This is a genomic window from Streptomyces sp. NPDC051976 (genome assembly GCF_040680795.1).
Taxonomy (GTDB): Bacteria; Actinomycetota; Actinomycetes; order Streptomycetales; family Streptomycetaceae; genus Actinacidiphila.
This window is the reverse complement of the sequence record NZ_JBFAXL010000013.1, coordinates 50,225-69,330: the sequence shown is the minus strand read 5'-3', so window position 1 is coordinate 69,330 and position 19,106 is coordinate 50,225. Positions and strand designations below refer to the sequence as shown.

15 protein-coding genes and 1 tRNA gene are annotated in these 19,106 nt (G+C 74.6%); 6 read left to right on the top strand and 10 right to left on the bottom strand.

Annotation, left to right across the window (positions count from 1 at the left end):
- The first annotated feature begins 5 nt into the window (after positions 1-5).
- Positions 6-1,100 (top strand): NlpC/P60 family protein, encoded by a 1,095-nt coding sequence (locus tag AB0M29_RS16230; RefSeq protein ID WP_365382972.1) that lies wholly within the window; start codon positions 6-8, stop codon positions 1,098-1,100.
- Between the two features lie 65 nt (positions 1,101-1,165).
- Complete coding sequence (locus AB0M29_RS16225) at positions 1,166-3,094, top strand: glycosyltransferase family 39 protein (protein WP_365382970.1); 1,929 nt, start codon at positions 1,166-1,168, stop codon at positions 3,092-3,094.
- On the opposite strand, the gene AB0M29_RS16220 is transcribed toward AB0M29_RS16225, so the two are convergent.
- From AB0M29_RS16220 to AB0M29_RS16190, 7 genes are all read right to left on the bottom strand, one after another.
- Positions 3,070-3,474: a CU044_2847 family protein gene (locus AB0M29_RS16220; RefSeq protein ID WP_365382968.1), complete on the bottom strand. Its 405-nt coding sequence runs from the start codon at positions 3,472-3,474 to the stop codon at positions 3,070-3,072. The genes AB0M29_RS16225 and AB0M29_RS16220 overlap by 25 nt on opposite strands.
- A gap of 31 nt (positions 3,475-3,505) precedes the next feature.
- Positions 3,506-4,804, bottom strand: coding sequence for an extracellular solute-binding protein (locus tag AB0M29_RS16215; protein WP_365382966.1), 1,299 nt, complete (start codon positions 4,802-4,804; stop codon positions 3,506-3,508).
- On the bottom strand, positions 4,801-5,781 hold the full coding sequence (locus AB0M29_RS16210) for a hypothetical protein (RefSeq protein WP_365382964.1): 981 nt from the start codon (positions 5,779-5,781) through the stop codon (positions 4,801-4,803). The genes AB0M29_RS16215 and AB0M29_RS16210 overlap by 4 nt, the downstream gene beginning before the upstream one ends.
- The gene (locus AB0M29_RS16205) at positions 5,778-7,238 is read right to left on the bottom strand and encodes a vWA domain-containing protein (RefSeq protein ID WP_365382962.1); all 1,461 of its coding nucleotides are present in this window, start codon (positions 7,236-7,238) and stop codon (positions 5,778-5,780) included. The genes AB0M29_RS16210 and AB0M29_RS16205 overlap by 4 nt, the downstream gene beginning before the upstream one ends.
- Before the next feature lie 56 nt (positions 7,239-7,294).
- Positions 7,295-9,490 carry a tetratricopeptide repeat protein gene (locus AB0M29_RS16200; protein ID WP_365382960.1) on the bottom strand — a complete coding sequence of 732 codons (2,196 nt, stop codon included), beginning with the start codon at positions 9,488-9,490 and terminating at the stop codon, positions 7,295-7,297.
- Positions 9,477-11,204, bottom strand: coding sequence for a trypsin-like peptidase domain-containing protein (locus tag AB0M29_RS16195; RefSeq protein ID WP_365382958.1), 1,728 nt, complete (start codon positions 11,202-11,204; stop codon positions 9,477-9,479). Before AB0M29_RS16195 ends, AB0M29_RS16200 begins: the two co-directional genes overlap by 14 nt.
- 72 nt (positions 11,205-11,276) lie before the next feature.
- Positions 11,277-11,361 (bottom strand) — tRNA-Leu (locus AB0M29_RS16190).
- 204 nt (positions 11,362-11,565) lie between these two features.
- On the opposite strand from AB0M29_RS16190, the gene AB0M29_RS16185 reads away from it, so the two are divergent.
- From AB0M29_RS16185 to AB0M29_RS16175, 3 genes are all read left to right on the top strand, one after another.
- Positions 11,566-12,903, top strand: a complete 1,338-nt coding sequence (locus AB0M29_RS16185; protein ID WP_365382956.1) for a M20/M25/M40 family metallo-hydrolase — start codon at positions 11,566-11,568, stop codon at positions 12,901-12,903.
- Positions 12,904-13,077: 174 nt separating this feature from the next.
- A complete protein-coding gene (gene chpH, locus AB0M29_RS16180) occupies positions 13,078-13,311 on the top strand; it encodes a chaplin ChpH (protein ID WP_365382954.1) in 234 nt (77 codons plus the stop codon).
- Positions 13,312-13,454: 143 nt separating this feature from the next.
- Positions 13,455-14,387 carry a chaplin gene (locus AB0M29_RS16175; protein ID WP_365382953.1) on the top strand — a complete coding sequence of 311 codons (933 nt, stop codon included), beginning with the start codon at positions 13,455-13,457 and terminating at the stop codon, positions 14,385-14,387.
- 102 nt (positions 14,388-14,489) lie between these two features.
- Here AB0M29_RS16175 and AB0M29_RS16170 read toward each other — a convergent pair whose 3' ends face one another.
- A complete protein-coding gene (locus AB0M29_RS16170) occupies positions 14,490-14,678 on the bottom strand; it encodes a DUF5703 family protein (RefSeq protein ID WP_365382951.1) in 189 nt (62 codons plus the stop codon).
- A gap of 47 nt (positions 14,679-14,725) precedes the next feature.
- Between AB0M29_RS16170 and AB0M29_RS16165 the strand changes: the two genes are divergently transcribed.
- Positions 14,726-15,334: a hypothetical protein gene (locus tag AB0M29_RS16165; RefSeq protein ID WP_365382950.1), complete on the top strand. Its 609-nt coding sequence runs from the start codon at positions 14,726-14,728 to the stop codon at positions 15,332-15,334.
- Between the two features lie 216 nt (positions 15,335-15,550).
- Here AB0M29_RS16165 and AB0M29_RS16160 read toward each other — a convergent pair whose 3' ends face one another.
- A complete protein-coding gene (locus AB0M29_RS16160) occupies positions 15,551-17,806 on the bottom strand; it encodes an AAA family ATPase (RefSeq protein WP_365383108.1) in 2,256 nt (751 codons plus the stop codon).
- 206 nt (positions 17,807-18,012) lie between these two features.
- Positions 18,013-18,993, bottom strand: a complete 981-nt coding sequence (locus AB0M29_RS16155) for an aldo/keto reductase (RefSeq protein WP_365382948.1) — start codon at positions 18,991-18,993, stop codon at positions 18,013-18,015.
- Positions 18,994-19,106: the final 113 nt, after the last annotated feature.

Here is a 19,106-nt window from a genome sequence, read left to right as displayed (position 1 = left end):
GCGCCATGAGCCCCGATCCGTCCCACCGCAGCCAGAACCAAGGGGCCAGTCGCCGCTGGATTCTGGGCACCCTCGCGGGGGTGGCCGCGGCAGGCGTGGCCGGCGGCTACGCCATCGAGCGCTCGGGGAAGAGCGGCGGTTCCGACGACGCGGCGCCGCCCGGTACGTCGTCGCCCAGCAGCACCGGCACCCCCACCGCGGTGCCCACCGACGGCTACCAGTTCGAGCGGCTCGCCGCGCCCGGCCGCACCGTGGTGCGCGACGCGGGCGGCAGCGTGCTGGGCACCTTCACCGACGGCGCCCGCACCGCCGTACTCACCGGCCCGGCCCGTACCTGGAGCGAACCGCGCACCACCACCGCGACCGTGCACAGCACCGCCTGGGTGCGGTTGATGCCCACCGAGTGGAAGGAGGGCCGCGAGAAGAGCGCGTGGTTCCGCTCCTGGTTCCCCAAGACGCTCGCCGACCGCAGCCCGGACGTCATCGGCATCGCGTTCGAGTACGGCGACGGCGCCCCCGACCGCCGCAAGGCCAGCGGCCTGCGCTACGCCGGCGACGCCGCCTTCGGCCCCCGGGTGCCCGGCGAGTCCCAGACCTCCTTCCACTACCGGGACGAGAAGTCCGACTTCTACGACTACCTCGGCATCCCGTGGACCTTCCCCGACGGAACCCACCAGACCCCGGAGCACGCCCGGTACGGCGACGTGGACTGCTCGGGCTTCATGCGGCTGGTCTGGGGCTACCGCAACGGCTACCCGATGCACACCACCAACACCCCGGGCATCGGCCTGCCCCGCCGCGCCTACGCGATCGCCAAGTACGCGCCCGGCGTGCTGGTGATCCCCGACTCCAACCGGCAGCCGACCGACCTCAGCCTGCTGCAGCCCGGTGACCTGGTCTTCTTCGCCATCAACATCGGCAAGCCGCTGGCCATCGACCACTGCGGCATGTACCTGGGCCTGGACAACGAAGGCCGACCCCGCTTCTACTCCAGCCGCTCGCAGGCCAACGGCCCCACCATGGGCGACCTGGCGGGTGTCGCCCGGCTGGACGGCACCGGCTTCTACGCCGAAGGGCTCCGGGTGGCCCGCAGACTGTGAACGAGCCGACGCGCGCACATCCGTCCCCCGAGCCCGTTCCGCACCCCGCCACGAGAGCCGCCGTCATGGTCACCACATCCGACACCCGGGATCCCGCCCCCGGACACCGCCGCCGCGCCCGCCGCCCCGGGCGCGGCGGCGGTGCGACCCCCGCCGCCCCCTCGCGGCCCGCCCCGCCCTGGGAGCGGCCCGTCCTGGCCGTGGTCCTCACCCTGGCCGTCGTGCTCTACGCCTGGGGCATCGGCCACGCCGCGGTCCACCCGTACTACAGCGCCGCCGTGCGGTCGATGGCGGCAGACTGGAACGCCTTCGTCTTCGGCGGGCTGGACCGCAGCGGCTCGATCACCGTGGACAAGGTCCCCGGCGCACTGTGGCCGCAGGCGCTGTCGGTACGGATATTCGGCCCGCACGCCTGGGCGGTCGCCCTGCCCCAGGTGGTGGAGGGGGTCGCCACCGTCTTCGTGCTGTACCGGATCGTGCGCGCCTGGGCGGGCCCGGCGGCGGGTGTGCTGGCGGCGTTCACGCTGACCGTCACCCCGGTCGCGGTGGTGCTCGACCGGCACTCCATACCCGACACCCTGCTCACCCTGCTGCTGGTCTGCGCGGCCGGCGCGCTGCAGAAGGCGGTCGTCACCGGGCGGTTGCTGCCGCTGCTGACCTGCGGGGTCTGGGTGGGGCTCGCCTTCCAGGCGAAGATGCTGCAGGCGTGGCTGGTGCTGCCGGTCTTCGCCGCGGTCCACATGGTGGCCGGCCCCGACAGCCCGGCGCGGCGCGCCGGACGTCTCGCGATGGCCGGAGGCGTGGCGCTGCTGGTGTCCTGCTCCTGGCTGCTGCTGGTCTGGGCGACGCCCGCCGGGCACCGCCCCTACCTCGACGGCACCCGCGACAACAGCCCCTGGGCGCTGGTCTTCGGCTACAACGGGCTGAGCCGCTTCGGCGGTTCACCGAACGCCCTCGGCGCCGTCGCCGGTACGACCGCCAGCCGTACCAGCGGCAACACCGGGTGGACGATGCTGGTCAACCACACCGTGGGGCCGCAGATCGCCTGGCTGCTGCCGCTCGCCGCGCTGGCCGCGGTGGTGGGCGTCCTGTGGCGCGCGGGACAGCCGCGCACCGACGCCGTGCGCGCCGGATTCCTGCTGTGGGGCGGCTGGCTGCTGCTGCACGCGCTGGTGTTCAGCGCCTCCAACGGCAACCACGGCTACTACACCGTCGTACTGGCGCCCGCGCTGGCGGCGCTGACCGGCGGCGGGGTGGCGGTCCTGTGGACGGCCTACCGCGACGGCGGACCGCGCCGCGTGGTCCTGCCCGCCGCGTTCGCCCTCACCGCGCTCTGGGCGGCGGTGATCGACGGGCCGCACAACCACTTCGCGTCCTGGCTGCTGCCCGTCGTCCTGATGCTGGGCCTGTGCGGCGCCCTCGGGCTGTGGGTGTCGGGACCGCGCACCAGCGACCGGGCGGTGCTGGGCGCCCTCGCCGCCGCCCTCGCCGCGTCACTGCTGGCCCCCGCGGTCTGGTCCGCGTCGTCCCTCGACCCGCTGTACGAGGGGTCCGCCATGTCCCCGCTCGCGGGCCCGGTCGGCACCGCGTACCAGACGCTCCACGACCACGAGGCATCGGTGGTCCAGGTGCGCCTGAACCACCCGAGCACACGGGACGCGGACATCCTGCGCTATCTGACCGCGCACCGCTCGGGAGCGAAGTACCTGGTCGCCACCCAGGCCGCGTACACCGCCGAGCCGCTGCTGCGGGACACCGCGCAACCCATGCTGGTGATGGGCGGTTTCACCGGACTGACCCCCTTCCCGAGCGTCACACAGCTGTCGGCGCTCGTCTCCGGCCACCAGCTCCGCTACGCGCTGCTCACCACCCAGCGCCCCGCCACCCCCGCGACCGGCTGGATCAAGGCGCACTGCCGGCGGGTGGCACCCAAGGCGTACGGCCGCCGGTCGGAGGGGCAGTTCCGGCTCTACGACTGCGGGCCGCGGGGCTGAGGGTCCGCGGGACCATCGTCCGGCGCGGGACCGTCCGTCCGGCCGCCCGGAGCCGGGTCCCCGGCCGCGGGGGAGGGATGCCAGCGGAGGGTGACGTCGAGGTGGGCGCCCGCGTTGGCGTTGGCGATGACGCCGCCGAGCTTGGCGTCCAGCACGATGCCGAAGGTGACCTCGACCTCGTCCGGCCGCTGGGCGAGAGCGCGGAAGCCGTCGATCACCTCGGCGGCGGCGGAGGCGGCGGGGGCCAGGGCGTCGCGCAGGCTCTGGCCCGCGGCTTCGAGGCGGCCGCCGAGACCGACCGTGCCGGTCCCCGAGCGCGCCGGAGGCGCCACGAGGACCACGGTCCCGTCGGCGAGGGTGAACTGGACGGCGTCGGGCATGGGACTCCCAGGGCAGACGGGGTGACGGGGATCAACTCGGCGCGGCGCACAGGTCGGCGGAGGAGACGAGGGGTGTGTCGTGGGTGCGCTGGATGCCCTCCAGCCCGCTGAGCTGGGTCGTCAGCAAGCCGCCCCCCGCGTACAGCAGGACCGCCCGGTAGAAGGCGGCGGACACCTCGGGCTGCATCGCGTCGGCGGCGCTGAAACAGAGCTGGTAGCCGGAGTCCGGCTGGAGCATGGCGGCGATCCGCCGCTGCACCGGGTTGTGGTAACTCGCGGGCGCCACCTGCCTGTCGGCGGAGAAGGCGTACCCGCCCGGTGTGTTGACCCACGCGCGCTGGACCCCGGCGGTGGACAGATAGCGGAGCAGCGCGGCGGCGTTCGGGTTCGCGCTGAACATCCCGACGAAGTCCGCCGAGACCTGCAGCAGCCGCGCGGACGGCGGCGTCGACGTCACGAAGTCGTACGCCTTCCCCGGCACGGCGGAAGCCGGGAAGCCCATCGCGGACAGCGCGCCATGAGCGAGGGAGCAGGTCGGGGGCTTGGCGGTCATACCGGCGGCGGCCTTCCCGAACTCCACGAAGGACGCGCCCTTCGCGCTGCCCGAGACCAGGTGGTGCCAGTCGGTCCAGGCGGCCTCGATCTCCGGGGACGTCCACGCCAGCCGGCCCGAGAGCCAGTTCTGGTAGTCGACACTGGTGCCGTGCGCGCCCTGGGCGCCCAGGGCCAGCAGGATGTCGGCGATCCAGTCGGCCCCCGGCCAGCCCGAGGTCGGGCCCGACTCCAGGCCCAGGCACCAGGACTTCGGAGCCTTGTCGGCCCGCGCCAACTGGTCGGACAGCGCGGTGGGCGGCGGGCCGGTCACCGAGGGGTCGTACCAGACCAGGGACTTGACGTCTGCCTTGACCGGCACCGCGTAGACCGTGCCGCGGACGGTGGCCAGCCCGCGGAAGGGCTGGGTGTAGTCCTTGGTGAGGTCGCTCAGCGGCCGCAGGCTGCCGTCCTTCGCGTACCGGTCCAGCGCTCCCACGCTGGGCAGCACGGCCAGGTCGGGCGGGGCGTCGGCGGCCACCGCCGCGTCGAGCTGCTGGCTCTGGTCGCGGGTCACCTCCACGTCGACATGGATGCCGGTGTCGTGCTCGAAGGTCTTCACCACCGAGTAGAACGCCTGGAACTCCGCCCCGGACCAGGGCACCATCACGGTCAGCCGGCCGTGCCGAGGCCCGCTGCCGCAGGCGGCCGCCGCCAGCAGCAGAGCCAGGGCCAGGACGCAGCGGGCCAGGCGCCGCGGGCGGGAAGGGCGCGGCGGGCGCGCGGGAGAAGGGGTCATGAGCGCGGGAACCTGTACTCGGCGAGACGGGGACGGTAGGCGAGGTAGGCCAGCACGCCCGCGCCGGCGAGCGCCACCAGCGACAGCGCCAGCGTCACCGGGTGCCCGGCCAGCGGATGCGCGGCCAGACGGTGTGCGTCGCCGCCGACGAGCACCGCGGTGACGACGCCGACCGCCGTGGTGGCCAGCAGCGCCAGCGGCAGCCGCGGGTCGAGATACCTGCGGAAGTGCCCGTTGACGACACGGCGGGTGGCCAGCACGAGCAGCAGCATCACGGCCGACGGGCCGACGAGCAGTGGCCAGACGCAGGCGGGGGCGAGCCACAGCGAGTCGCGCTGCCCGGCCAGCGCGTCCGCCTCGACCGTCCTGAGGTCGTCGAGGGAGGCGGTGAGACCGCCGGTGCCGGGGATCGGTAGTCCGGTCTCGCGGTCCCGCTGCCGCGCGTCGGTCAGCGCGTGGTGGGCCGCCTGGACGATGAGGGAGGCGGTCTGCTCGCTGGGATCGCCGGCGCGGGCGTAGTCGAGGACGGCGATGTCGGCGCGGCTGCGACAGTTGGCCAACTGGTTCTGGACGTAGCCGAGCCACTGCAGCCCCCGCACCCCGGCCGCGTTGCCCTCCGTCGCCGAGGTGACGTCCGTGGAGACCCGGGCCGTGCGGTTGTCGAAGTCCTTGCTCGTGCCGATCAGCGGCACCTGGCGGCTGGTGAAGGCCCGCACCAGCGCCACGTCCGCCGCCTGCGCGTCTGCGCGCGCGGTGGTGATGTCACCTATCGCCCGGTCGGTGCGCCGGGCGGCGGCTATCTGGTCGCCCGCCCGCACCGACACCACCAGGTACAGCAGCGCCGTGACCACGACCGAGGCCAGCACCCCCGCCCGCAGCCAGCGCAGCACCACGGTCGGATGGGCGGCACGCAGCCGGGTCCGCCACCCGGCCGGCGCGCCGCGCGGCGTGCGGCGGGGCCGGTCGGCGCCGGTCACACGGCGTCCATCGGGGCGTCGTCCACCCCGTCACCGAACGCGTGGCCGCACTCCTCGCAGTGCTGGAGCCGCACGGCCGTGGTGACCGTGCCGCAGACCGGGCAGCGGCGCCGCGACGGCCGCTGCCGCTCCGGTGCCGGTATCGGGTCGGCGTCCGGGGCGCCGGTCCTGGTCGACCGCAGGCCGAGCCGCTGCACCTGGCCGCGCGGCGCGTCGCGGCGCACCCGCGCCCTGCCGTCCGGGCCGGTGACGGCGATGGCCCGCAGCAGGTCCAGCCGTTCGGCGTCCCCGAGGACCGCGGCGAGTTCCAGGGCGGTCCGCAGCTCGCGGTCGGCCTCCTCGAACCGCTCGTTCTGCTGGGCGTCGGCGCAGGCCCGCATCGCCATGCCCAGCTCGCGCAGATTCTCCACCCGGGTCAGTCCGGCAGACGGCCCCCTCATCGGGAGGTCCGGTGTGGCCCGGCGGCGTACGAGGACGGCCTCGGGCCGCGCGCACGGCACCCGGGTGGCGTCCGGACGCTCGGCGCGCAGGGTGATACGGGCGGCCCGCTGCTCCTCGTCGACGGGCAGCGCGTCCGGGTCGAAGCGCAGCGACACGTGGTACTGCCGGTCCTCGGGCGGCCAGGAGCCCAGCGGGATGTGGATCTCGTCGTCGTGGGGCTGCTGCTGGGCGGTCAGATCGGCCTCGACCGGCCGGGTCTGGCGTACGAAGCCCAGCCGGAAGCGGCTGTTGACGCGCAGCCCCAGATAGACCCGGGGGACCACGATACGGCGGGCCCGCGCCATCAGGTCGGTGAAGTCCCGGGTCAGGTCGGAGACGGTGACGACGGCCTCGGCGCTGCCGTGCAACGCCTCGGTGATCCGCAGCAGTTCGGCGTAGTGCCAGTCGTCGCCGAGCCCGCGGGCGTCGCACACGAAGCCGTCGGCGCAGGCCGCGAGCGCCCGTCCCAGCTCCTCGGGTGTCTCGTGCTCGTCCTTGCCGTCGGTGTAGAGCACCGCGTGGCGTACGGTCTCGCGCGCGGTGACCGTGGCGAACAGGCGGTCGGCGCAGGCCAGCCAGGTGCCGATGGCGGTGCCGCCCTCGGGGAACTGGTCCAGGACCCGGTACTTGGCGGCGGCCCGCGCGGCGGCGTCCACCCGGGCGAGCCCGCCCGAGTCCGGGTAGATCACCTCGGCGGTGTGGTGCCCGGCGACGATGCCCAGGAGGCTGCCGTCGGCCACGGCGTCGACGGCCGCGCACATCGCGCGCTTCGCCTCGTTGAGCTTGCCGTGCCCTGCCATGGACAGCGACTTGTCCATGATGAGGACCTCGGCGGTCGGCGCGTCGTTGACCGCGCCCGGGGTGGCGCGGGCCCTGACCGTGAGGAGGGCGTCCACCCGGTCGTCGTCGAAGGCCAGGTCCGAGGCGGCGTCCACCTCGACGGTGAAGCGCAGTCCTAACGCCGGTTCGTCCCCCATCGGTACCACCCGTATCACCTGAACATCTCGTCTCACGGACCCAACGGCCCAGCAGCCTAGCGCTCCGCGCGTTCCCCGGAAACGCGATCGGCTCTTCGCCCCCCGTCGCCGCCCCGGCCGCGGCCCCGGCGACGGCGCCATCGCCGTCCCAGCGGCGGGCGCAGCGCGTTGGCCAGGTCGACCAGGGCGGTGTAGTCGCGGGCGCCGGGCACATGCGGGCCCAGACGGCGGACCGTCTCCGACAGCGCCAGCCGGTCGTGGAGCCGCAGATAGTCCGCGTAACTCAGCTCGGCGCGCAGCGCGGCCGCGGCGGCGGTGTCCACCTCCAGCCCGCTCAGCGCCTCCCTGGCCCGGACGAGATCGTCCTGCGTCGGCCCCGCCCCCGCCCCCGCCCCGGGTTCCGGTCCCGCCACCGTCGTCACCAGCAGCCGCACCGCCGCCACCCGCGCCTCCCGCTGGTAGCGGAACTCCCGCGCCAACTGCTCGGCGGTGTCCACCGCTTCCGCGCGCCGCCCCTGGAGCAGGCAGACGCGGGCCAGGCCGAAGCCCGCCGCGCCGAGCGCCGGGGTGGTGGTGAAGACCGCCGTGTAGTGCGACCTGGCGACCGCGAGGTCACCGCGCAGCTCCGCGCACAGTCCCAGGGCGAGCTGCGGGATGAGCTCGCCCGGAAGCGCGGCGCGCACCTCGGCGAGGTGCGCGGTGGCCTCCGCCGGGTGCGCGCGGGCCAGCGCGACGAGCCCCGCGTACCAGGAGCGCAGCCAGTGCCAGGAGGGCAGCCCGCTCCGGGCGAGGGCGCGCTCCGCCAGATCCGGGTCGCCCCGATGCAGCGCGAGCCGGCACTCGGCCAGCGCGTCCTCAGCCGCCGCGGCGAGGTCCGGCTCGTCGGGATCGCCCAGCGGCTTCGGGAGCGCCACCACGATCGCCGCGGGATCGGGCGCGGTGAACGCCGGCGGCAGCACCAGCTCCTCGTCCTCGGTCAGCGTGGCCGTCAGCCAGTGGTCGAGCGGCCGGGCCGCCCCGAGCCCGCCGTGCAGCGGTTCCGGCATCGAGCCGAACAGCGCCGACGCCCTCGTCACCTGCCGCAGCGTCGGGCGCGCCGCGACGACCTGCCGTATCACCCCGCTGAGCTGCTCGCCGAACTGACGGGCCGACACGAACCGGCTTCTGGGTACCGCCGTCCCGGTGGCCCGGTCCAGCAGCAGGTGCAGCGAGTCGATGCCGGGCGCGGTCCGCTCGCGCAGCGGGACCCGGCACACCTCTTTCAGCGTCACGCCCAGGCAGTACAGGTCGAAGCCGGGGGTGGGGCGGACATGCTCCGGGTCGCCCTCCGGCGGCGCGTAGAGACCGGTGTACGCCGTGACGGGCCCGGTGTCCTTCCGCGAGCGCACCGAACCGAAGTCGATGAGCCGCACCCGGTCGCTGGGGCCCGCCGAACTCTCCTCCCTGAAGCGGATGATGTTCACCGGCTTCACGTCGCAGTGCAGCAGCCCGCGGGCGTGCAGGTAGTCCAGGGCCTGGAGGATGCGGACACCGTGGCCGAGCAGGAACTCCAGCCGGTCGTCGGGCCGCGCGGACAGCGTCGCGCCGGGGATGTACTCCAGCACCAGGTGCGGGCCGTCGGCCTCGTAGCCGAGGATGCGGACGATGGCGTCGTGCCGCAGCCCCACCAGGCCCTTGCGCTCGCGGTCCGCGGTGGTGGCCACCGCCGCGTTGTTGAGCTTCTTCAGCACCACGTCCGTCTCGAGGTTGCGGTCGTGTGCCAGATACGCGGCGCCGTACGCGCCCGAGCCCAGGTAGCGCTTGACGTCGTAGCGCCCGGCGATCGTCAGGCCGTGCGGCTGCGCGAAGTCGAAGCGGGTGCCGCAGTTCGGGCAGAAGCCCGCGGTGCGCCCGGGCACGCCGTCGTGGCCGCGCCCCACCGGCTCCCGGCAGACCGGGTTGCCGCAGAAGCGGTGCTCCTCACCGACCGCTTCCGCCCCGGGTACTTCCTCGTCGTCGCCGTCGTCGGGCAGCGGCGCCGCCTCGACCAGGCCGAGGCCGTACCAGGGGTCGGAGCGTACGGGGGCCACGCCCACGCCCGCCCGCCGCGGCGGGGCCTCCGGGGCGGTCGGCGGTTCCGGGGCCCGCTCCAGGGGGCGCCGGTCGCACGCGCCGCAGAAGCCCTGCTCGTCGATCACCCCCCGGCCGCAGTCGGGGCGGTTGCACCGCTCCGCGGCGTCGCCGCCCGCCCGCGCGGCCTCAGCCTCCGGCATGACCCGACGCCTCCTCGATCCGGCGGTTGACCTCGTCGGTGTAGCGCCTGACCCGCCGGCGCGCGGCCGTCAGATCCACCGGCGGCGACCGCAGCGTGCGGACCGCGGCGGCGTACAGCTCGCCCAGCGGCCGGTCCTCGTCGCCGAAGTACCGCGCGGAGCGCACCCGGTGGACCTCCAGCGAACTGCTCCGGTCCTCGAACTCCGTGCGCATCTTCGCCAGGGCGCCGGTGAAGCGGCCCGCCTCGTCATGGGCCGTGCACGCCTGGGCGTGGATCACGGCCAGTTCGGGGTCGGGCGCGGACTCGGGCGCGGCGCCGCGGGCGACCGCCAGCCGGACCCGTAACCGCGGTGCGGCGGCGCTCGGCGGCCGCGGCGCGCCGAAGAACATCGGGCCCCACTCGGCCTGGAGCAGCGCGGCCTCCTCCTCCTTCACCGCCAGCCGCTCCACCGCCGCCTCGGCCTCCCGCGCGGTCACCCTGCCGGGCACGGACGCCGCGAGGGGCTCGGTGTAGAGGGAGACGTCGTACGCCAGATCGTCGGGCGGCGGCCCCTCGAAGCCCAGGGCGAGCCGCACTCCGCGTGAACGGGCGCGGGTGGCCAGCGGCTTGAGCAGCCCGCGCACCAGCGCCTCGGGGTCGTCGGCCAGGTCGACGCTGCCGACCACCACGCACGCGGGCGGCCGGCGGCGCAGTAACTGGTGGACGACCTCCGTGTCGGTGCCGCCGGGCAGCCCGAACCGGGCCACGAGATAGCGCCGCAGATCCTCGGCGCGCTTGCCGCGCACGTCGAACGCCGCGTCGATCGCGCCCACGCCGAGGACGGTGTCCCCGGGCGCCCCGGTGAGTTCGGCGTCGGACAGCCCGGCCCTGGCCGCGGGGTCGGCGGTACGCACCAGCCGCGCCAGCCACGAGGCACCCGCCCCGGTGGCGCCGCCGGTGCCCAGCACGACCGTGCCCGCCCACTTCCCGCCCAGCAGCCGGGTCAGCTCCTGGGTGAGCGCCAGCCGCAGCGAGTCGCCCAGCACGTCGTCGGGCCACGGGTCGTCCGGCAGGTCGGAGGTGCGCCCGCCGCCGATGTACGGCGCGATCTGCGGCAGATACGCCTGGATGGTCTCGGTGGGCAGCATCCAGGCGGCGCGGGCGCCGCCGTCCACGAAGTCGGCGACCACGATGCCGATCACCCGGTCCTTGAACTCGCCTTCCTTGACGGCCACTCCGGCCCCCGAGTAGCCCGGCTCGATCCACGGGCCGCCTTCGCGCACCCGGTGCAGCAGGCCCCACTCGCCCTCCCGGCCGCCGGAGCCCGCCAGTTCGGCGTCGGTCCCCATGCCGATCCTGCGGGACGCCTCGGGGAAGCCGTACGCACTCACCTCGCCGCCGGACAGCGGAACCCGCCACAACGTTGTCCGCGTACCGCAGTCGGCGGGTGCGTCGAGTCGCAGCAGCGCCACGTCGCCGCGCTGGGTGCCGTCCTTCTGCATCCACGAGCCGGGGGCCAGGCGCGCGGTGCCGCTCCACTCCGGGTGGCACGCCACGCTGGTGATCCGCAGCGGCTCGGGCCCGAACTGGGGGGCCGCCTCGGCGTTTCTGACCACATGGGCGCAGGTGAGGACATGGCGGTCGTCGAGCAGCACCCCGGCGCCGCAAGTGGTCCCGTCCGCGTGGTCCACCCTGACCCGCCAGGGCTTGTCGCGGTGCTGATGCGGCCCCATGCCCTCCACCGTATTACGCACCGGCGGATACGGGAGCGGCCTCCGGGAGATCGATACCACGGGGAGAAGATGTGTCCGAGGGGGGACTTGAACCCCCACGCCCGATAAAGGGCACTAGCACCTCAAGCTAGCGCGTCTGCCATTCCGCCACCCGGACCGGGTGTGTCCCCGCGGCTGCGAGGCCGTGGCGACGAGGTAAACCATAGCAAAGATCCGGTCACGTCGATCACGGGTGGGAGGGGCGCCCGGGACGGCGGTGGGCGGGGAGCCTTGGGGGTGGCGGGGGTGGGGAGAGAGGATGGGGAGGCATCCGCCGTGGTCGCCGAGGCGGGGGCGCGGCAGGCAACTACGAGGAGGCAGCGTGAGCGAGTCGGAGCCGGGCAGGGCGGACAGCGGGACCGTGGCGGGCGAGGACGAGGTCGTCGACCTGTGCAGCGAGCTGATCCGGATCGACACCAGCAACTACGGCGACCACTCGGGTCCCGGTGAGCGGGCCGCGGCAGAGTACGTGGCCGCCAAGCTCGCCGAGGTCGGGCTCGACCCGAAGATCTTCGAGTCCCACCACGGCCGGGCGTCCACGGTGGCGCGGATCGAGGGCGAGGACAGCTCCCGTCCCGCGCTGCTCATCCACGGCCACCTCGACGTGGTCCCGGCCAACGCGGACGACTGGACCCACCACCCCTTCTCGGGCGAGCTGGCCGACGACTGCGTGTGGGGCCGCGGCGCGGTCGACATGAAGGACATGGACGCGATGACGCTGGCGGTCGTCCGCGACCGGCTGCGCAGCGGGCGCAGGCCGCCGCGCGACATCGTGCTGGCCTTCCTCGCCGACGAGGAGGCGGGCGGCACCTACGGCGCCCGCTACCTGGTGGACAAGCACCCCGACCTCTTCGAGGGCGTGACCGAGGCGATCGGCGAGGTCGGCGGCTTCTCCTTCACCGTCAACGAGAACCTGCGGCTGTACCTGGTCGAGACCGCCCAGAAGGGCATGCACTGGATGCGGCTCACCGTGGACGGCACCGCCGGGCACGGCTCGATGACCAACAACGACAACGCGATCACCGAGCTGTGCGAGGCCGTCGGGCGGCTGGGACGGCACGAGTTCCCGGTACGCGTCACCAAGTCGGTCCGCGGCTTCCTGGACGAGCTGTCCGACGCCTTCGGCACCGAACTCGACCCCGAGGACATGCAGGCGACGCTCGCCAAGCTCGGCGGCATCGCCAGGATGATCGGCACCACCCTGCGCAACACCGCCGCCCCGACGATGCTCGGCGCCGGATACAAGGTGAACGTCATCCCCGGCCAGGCCACCGCCCATGTCGACGGCCGGTTCCTGCCCGGCCACGAGGAGGAGTTCCTGGCCGACCTCGACCGGATCCTCGGCCCGCGCGTCAAGCGCGAGACGCTGCACTCGGACAAGGCCCTGGAGACGGACTTCGACGGGGCGCTGGTCGACGCGATGCAGGCGGCGCTCGTCGCCGAGGACCCGATCGCCCGCGCGGTGCCGTACATGCTCTCCGGCGGCACCGACGCGAAGTCCTTCGACGACCTGGGCATCCGCTGCTTCGGCTTCGCGCCGCTGAAGCTCCCGCCGGAGCTGGACTTCGCCGGGATGTTCCACGGTGTCGACGAGCGGGTGCCGGTGGACGGGCTGCGCTTCGGCGTGCGCGTTCTCGACCGCTTCATCGAGCACTCCTGAGCGGGAACGGCTGAGCGAGAAACGCGGGGCGGTCGGCCGTGCGTTCCCGTACGAGTGATCCCACTCACCGGGACGAGTGAAGGGCCCGGTGCGTTCGTAGCTCTATTCCTCCGGCGTCGTTACGACGGGTGTGGTCCGCGGCTGGGACCGCACTTGTCAATCAGGAGGAAGAAAATGATCAAGAAGGTCGTAGCCGCTGCGGCTGTCACCGGCGGACTCGTGCTCGCGGGTGCGGGCATCGCTGTCGCCGACGCGGGCGCCCAGGGCGCCGCGGTGCAGTCGCCGGGCGTGCTGTCGGGCAATCTGGTCCAGATCCCGGTGCACGTGCCGGTGAACGTGTGCGGCAACACGGTCTCCGTGATCGGTCTGCTCAACCCGGCGTTCGGCAACGCCTGCGTCAACCAGTAATCCCGGACCGGCCGTTCGCGGCCGGTAACGGGTCGGCCCCGGGCGCATCCCGCGCTCCGGGGCCGCTCGCCATTTCCGGGGTTGGGCACCTCCGTACAGGGGAGTGCGACGCGGCTCCGGTCGAATCGAAGGATGGGAGCGGAATGCGACAGGTCGCGAAGAAGAGCCTGCTCACTGCGGTGGCCACCGGCGGGGTGATTGCCGCGAGCGGCGGTCTGGCCTTCGCCGACGCGGGCGCCGCGGGGACGGCGGCCGGCTCGCCGGGCGTGCTGTCCGGCAACTCCGTGCAGGTGCCGGTGCACGTGCCGGTGAACCTCTGCGGAAACACCGTCGACGTCATCGGCGCGCTCAACCCCGCGTTCGGCAACACCTGCACGAACGCGTCGGGCCACGGCCACGGCCACGGCGGCGTCTCCGGCGCCTCGGCGCACGGCCATGCCTCGCACTCGCCGGGCGTCGGCTCCGGAAACCAGGTCCAGGCCCCCGTGCACGTGCCCGTGAACGCCTGCGGCAACAGCGTCGACGTCGTCGGCCTGCTCAACCCCGCGTTCGGCAACCAGTGCGCCAACGCGGAGGTCCCCCCGGGCACCCAGGGCAACCCGGGCACGCCGGGGAATCCGGGCACGCCGGGGAATCCGGGCACGCCGGGGAATCCGGGCACGCCGGGGAATCCGGGCACGCCGGGGAACCCCGGGACTCCCGGAAACCCGGGTACGCCTGGGAACCCCGGAACCCCCGGCAACCCGGGTACTCCGGGCAACCCCGGAACCCCGGGCAACCCCGGAACCCCGGGCAACCCCGGCACTCCTGGGAACCCGGGTACGCCGGGCACCCCGGGCACCCCCGGGACTCCGGGCACCCCCGGGACTCCGGGCACCCCGAGCACTCCGGGGACTCCGGGCACCCCCGGAACCCCCGGAACGGGAACCAGCACGCCGTCCGAGAACGGCGGCCGTGGGGCGACGCTGGCGCACACCGGCGCGGACGGCGTCGAGCTGGCGGCCCCGCTGGCCACCCTGATGCTGCTCGGCGGGACGGTGCTCTACCGTCGCGGCCGGTCCTCCGGCCGGAGCTGAGCGGCTGCTGAGCGGGACGCCGCGCCCCCGTGTCGTGGGCGTCTCGCGCGGTACCGGGCGGCCGACAGCCGCCCGGTCACCACCGGGGTCTGTCCGGCGGGCTCACCACGTGGCCCGTACCTGTCGGATGATCCGGCGGCGCAACCGCACCCTGCGGCTGCCGTCGGGGTAGAGACGGACGCGGTCGAGTTCCCAGTGACCGTACTCCGCCTGCTCGGTCAGCAGTCGGGTCGCTTCCTTGCGGGAGACCCCGCGTGCGACATACATCTCTCTGAATTCGTATTCCGGCATCGCATCTATTGTGCGGGCAACGCCCTGGTGCGGATAGCGTCTGCCTCATGTCTGATGACGTGCAGCCCACCGTTGCCGAGGTCCGTGCCGCCGTCGAGGCGGTCAAGGCCGCGCTCGACCGTCACCTCGACGCGATCGAGAACCGTACGGGCGAGGACGACCCCGCTGTCTATCGTGCGTTCGAGGCGCTGGCCTCGGCCGCCGAGACCTATGACGAGTTGCTGTACGACACCTACGACGAGGTGACTCCCTTCGAGGTGCCCGCGGGCGACTCGCTGCCGGAGTACGCCGGTCCCGAGAACCCGGAGGCGATCAGCGTGCTGATCCGGCGGGACTACACCATCGTCGAGCCCGAGCGGCTGTTCGCGCAGGCCAGGAGGGCGGGGGAGGGCGACGACGCGGCGTCGTCGACGGTCAACGCGGCGATCGGCGTGATCTTCGGGGAGTACGAGCCGGACGAGATCGCCCAGCGGCACAAGGAGTTCGGCCTGGAGGAGGGCGACTCCACGGTGTGGGTCTCCGCGGTGGTGGACGCCGCCGAGCCGGGGGAGTGGCTCGACGCCCCCTTCGACCAGGCCGATCCGCAGCTGGTGGTCTGCCGCTTCGACGTGAGCGCCGTCTTCGACGACGAGCTGAGCATGCTCGACCCGGACTAGGGCCTGTCCGGCGGATCACGAACGGCCCCTTCGGCGCCTGGCACGCCCGCCCGCTGCGTTGCCGAAATGCCCAAATAGCTCCGCTATGAGGACACTCCGGCGTCTTGCGCTCGCACGCACCAGGCGCCGCCTGGACCGCCCATGATCCGCCGGACAGGCCCTAGGCCCGTCCGGCGGGGCCGGGGCGGCGGTTCGCCCTCTCCCGGCCCCACCCGGTCACTGCTCGGCGGCCAGCTCCCGCAGTACCGAACGCAGCCGCGTCGTACGCTCCTTGGCCGGTGGGCCGGCCACCGCCTGGGACAGCGCCTGGTCGGCGCCCTGCACCACCGACAGATGGCGCTCGCCGCGGGCGAAGGCCGTGTAGACCCAGGAGCGGTCGAGCAGCGGTCCCGCGTCCCCGGGGACGACCACCACCACCGCGGGCCAGCGCCTCCCGGCCGCCTGGTGCCCGGTGATCGCCCAGCCGTGCCGGACCGTGGCAGCGACGTCGTCACGCGGCACCAGCACGGGGCCGTCCTCGCACTCCAGCCGCAGCCCGTCCGGCTCCGCGCCGACGACCGTGCCGGGCAGCGTGCGGCCGGGGACCGGCACATGGACGACGCGGTCGCCCGGGTCGAATCCGCCGAAGCGGCCGGGGCCCGGATTCAGCCGTTCTTTGAGCGCCGCGTTGAGCACCCGGGTGCCGACCGCGCCGCCGTGCCCCGGGGTGATCACCTGGGTCCGGTCGGACGGCACCCCGATCGCCCGCGGCACCGAGTCGGCGACGAGCTGGACCGTACGGTGCACGGCTTCGCGCGGGTCGCGCACCGGCACCACCACGACTTCCTTGTCCGGCGCCTCGACGGCGGCGAGCTCGCCGATGCCGATACCGGAGACGAGCTCGCCGATCGGGCCGGGGTCCGGCGTCCGCGAGGACACCCGCGGGCAGGTCTTCGCCGCCAGCAGGTCGGCGAAGGCCCGGCCGGGGCCGACGGACCACAGCGTGTGCTCGTCACCGCTCAGCACCAGCCGGGCGCCGTCCGGGACCGCCTCGACGAGCGTCGCCGCGTCCTCCACGCCCAACTGCGGCGCGTCCAGGACGGCGAGCAGGTCGAGGGCGAGGCTGCCGTCCGGGGCGTGGCCGGGCCCCTCGGCGCCGGACAGCAGTGCCTCGACCGTCACCGCCGCCTCCTCGCCCAGCTCGGCGGCCAGCCGCCGCCTGCCGTCCGCGGTGGCGGCGGCCGCGTACGCCCGCAGCCCGGCCGCGCGCGCCGCGGCCACCAGCGCGGCGGGTTCCGCGCGGGCCGCCTCGCCGCCGGTGTGCGCCACCAGGCCGCTGCGCGCGGCGGCACGGATCAGCTCCGCGGCGGACGGGGACGGCGCCGCGGCCGCCGCCTCCTCCCAGTCCGCGTCCTGGTCCTCGAAGGACTTCAGCAGCCGGATCAGCCCGTCGGCCAGGGACTCCTCGGCGAGGGCGTAGCGGTCCAGCCCGAGCAGCAGCGGTACGTCGGAGGCCGTCTCGTCGTCCTCGTCGGCGTCCCCGTCCGTGTCGTCGCCGTCGCGGAAGACGAGGACCTGGCCGTCGGTGACGGCCGTGGTCACGGCGGCGCCGGGGTCCGGCACGGCGTGCCGGGCCAGTGCCGCCTGCAGCGTCGCGGACGGCAGCGCGGTGTGCCCCTGCTCGGCGGCACGCTCCAGCAGCCACCCGATCAGCGCGGCGGCCCGCCGCGGGTCACCGGGCCCGCACTCCGGACCGAGCAGCGCCCGCGCGAACGCGTCCGCCGACTCCACCCGCGCCCCACTCAGCCCCAGCACCAGCCACGGATCCCCCCGCAACACCTCGGCGGCCCGCTCCCCGAGCAACCGCACCGCCGCCTCCCCCAACCCCCCGGGCGCCCCACCCTCCTCCAAAACCCCCCGCACAGCCGCGAGAGCCCCCGCATCCACCGGCTCCACCCTCTGCCGCCCCCGGCCTCCCCCCGCCTCCCCAGCGGCCGCGCGCCGCGCGGGCACGTGTCCGCCAGCGGCGCGCCCCGCAGCGGCGGTTCCCGGCCCGCCCGCGGCCGCCTCCTGCGAGGACTCGTCCCCGCCCGTGTGCCCCGCGTCCGCCGTCTCCCGGCCCGCGCCGGACACCCCGCGCCCCCCGGGGGCGTCGCTGCCCGCGGCGGCCTCCCCGGTCCCACCGTCTGCCGGCTCGTCCCCGGCCACCGGGTCGGTCGCCGTGGTCTGATCGGCCTCGTCCCCGGTCGTATCGCCCGCCGCGCGCCCCGCAGGGGCGTCGTCGATGGGTGCGGCTTCCCCCGCCGTCTCCGCAGGCGCGTCCCCGGCGTCCGCGCCCGTCTGGGGCGCTTCGCCCGCCGCCTCCGCGGCCTCCGCGGACTGGAGGGCCGCCGCCTCGGCCGCCATCGCCTCGCGGCGCTTGCGGCGCGCCTCGGCGGCGTCTCCCCGGGGCGCGGGCGCAGCCGGATTCTCGCCGCGCTCGATCGCGCGCATCGCGGCGGCCAGGGAGGCCACGTCCGGGGCCGGAGTGCCCCGCCGGGGCGGGGGAGTGGCGCTCGTGGGTTCCCCGGACCGCGTCCCGGGGTCGCCTTCGCCGGGTTCGCCGCCGGAGGCGGTGGCGGACGGGGAGCCCGGGGTCGGGTGGGGGTTGGTCACTGGGGCCTCCGGGGGGGCGGGGGACAGGGGGCCGGAGGCGCGCCTCAGAGCGTGCTCCAGTCGTGGTCCGGGTAGCGGTGCAGCGGCGCCGACACGTCGTCGAGCGCCTGGCAGATCTCCTCCGGAAGACTAAGGGCCTCCACTGACAACGCCGCCGTGAGCTGCTGGGCGTTGCGCGCGCCGAGCAGCGGCGCGGTGACGCCGGGCCGGTCGCGTACCCACGCGAGGGCCACGTGCAGAGGGGAGACCGCGAGCCCGTCGGCCGCTATGGCCAGCGCGTCCACGATGAGGCGCGCCGTCTCGTCGAGGTAGGGGGCGACGAAGGCCGCCATGTCCTCGGAGCCGCCGCGCGAGTCCGGCGGCGTGCCGTGCCGGTACTTGCCGGTGAGGACGCCGCGGCCGAGCGGCGAGGAGGGCAGCAGCCCCAGCCCGAGGTCGAGTGCGGCGGGCAGCACCTCCCGCTCCACCCCGCGCTGCAGCAGCGAGTACTCCATCTGCGTACTGGCCAGCGGCGTCCGCCCGGGCCCGGCGAGCTGCCAGGCCGCGGCCTTCGCGAGCTGCCAGCCGCAGAAGTTGGACACGCCGACATAGCGGGCCCGGCCGGAACTGACGGCGATGTCGAGCGCCTGGAGCGTCTCCTCCAGCGGCGTACCCGGATCGTAGGCGTGCACCTGCCACAGGTCGACGTAGTCGGTGCCGAGCCGCTGCAGCGACGCGTCGAGCGCGGACAGCAGATGGCCGCGCGAGGTGTCGAACCGCCGGTAGGGGTCGGGCACGCTGCCCGCCTTGGTGGCGATCACCAGATCGGCCCGCGGCACCAGGTCCTCGATCAGCCGCCCGAGCAGGTACTCGGCGCCGCCGTCGGAATAGACGTCCGCGGTGTCGACGAGCGTGCCCCCGGCGTCCCAGAACGCCTTGAGCTGGTCGGCGGCGTCGCGTTCGCCGGTGTTGCGCCCCCAGGTGAGCGTGCCGAGCCCGAGTCGGGACACGCGCAACCCGGTACGGCCGAGGTGCCTATGCTCCATGGGCGCTGAGATTACTGCCCGCACCGGTCGAATGGGCGGCAGTGACGTACCTGACAGACGCCCGCGCCGCGTCCGGGCGCTAAAGTCCGGAGGGACAACGACGTTACTCATCA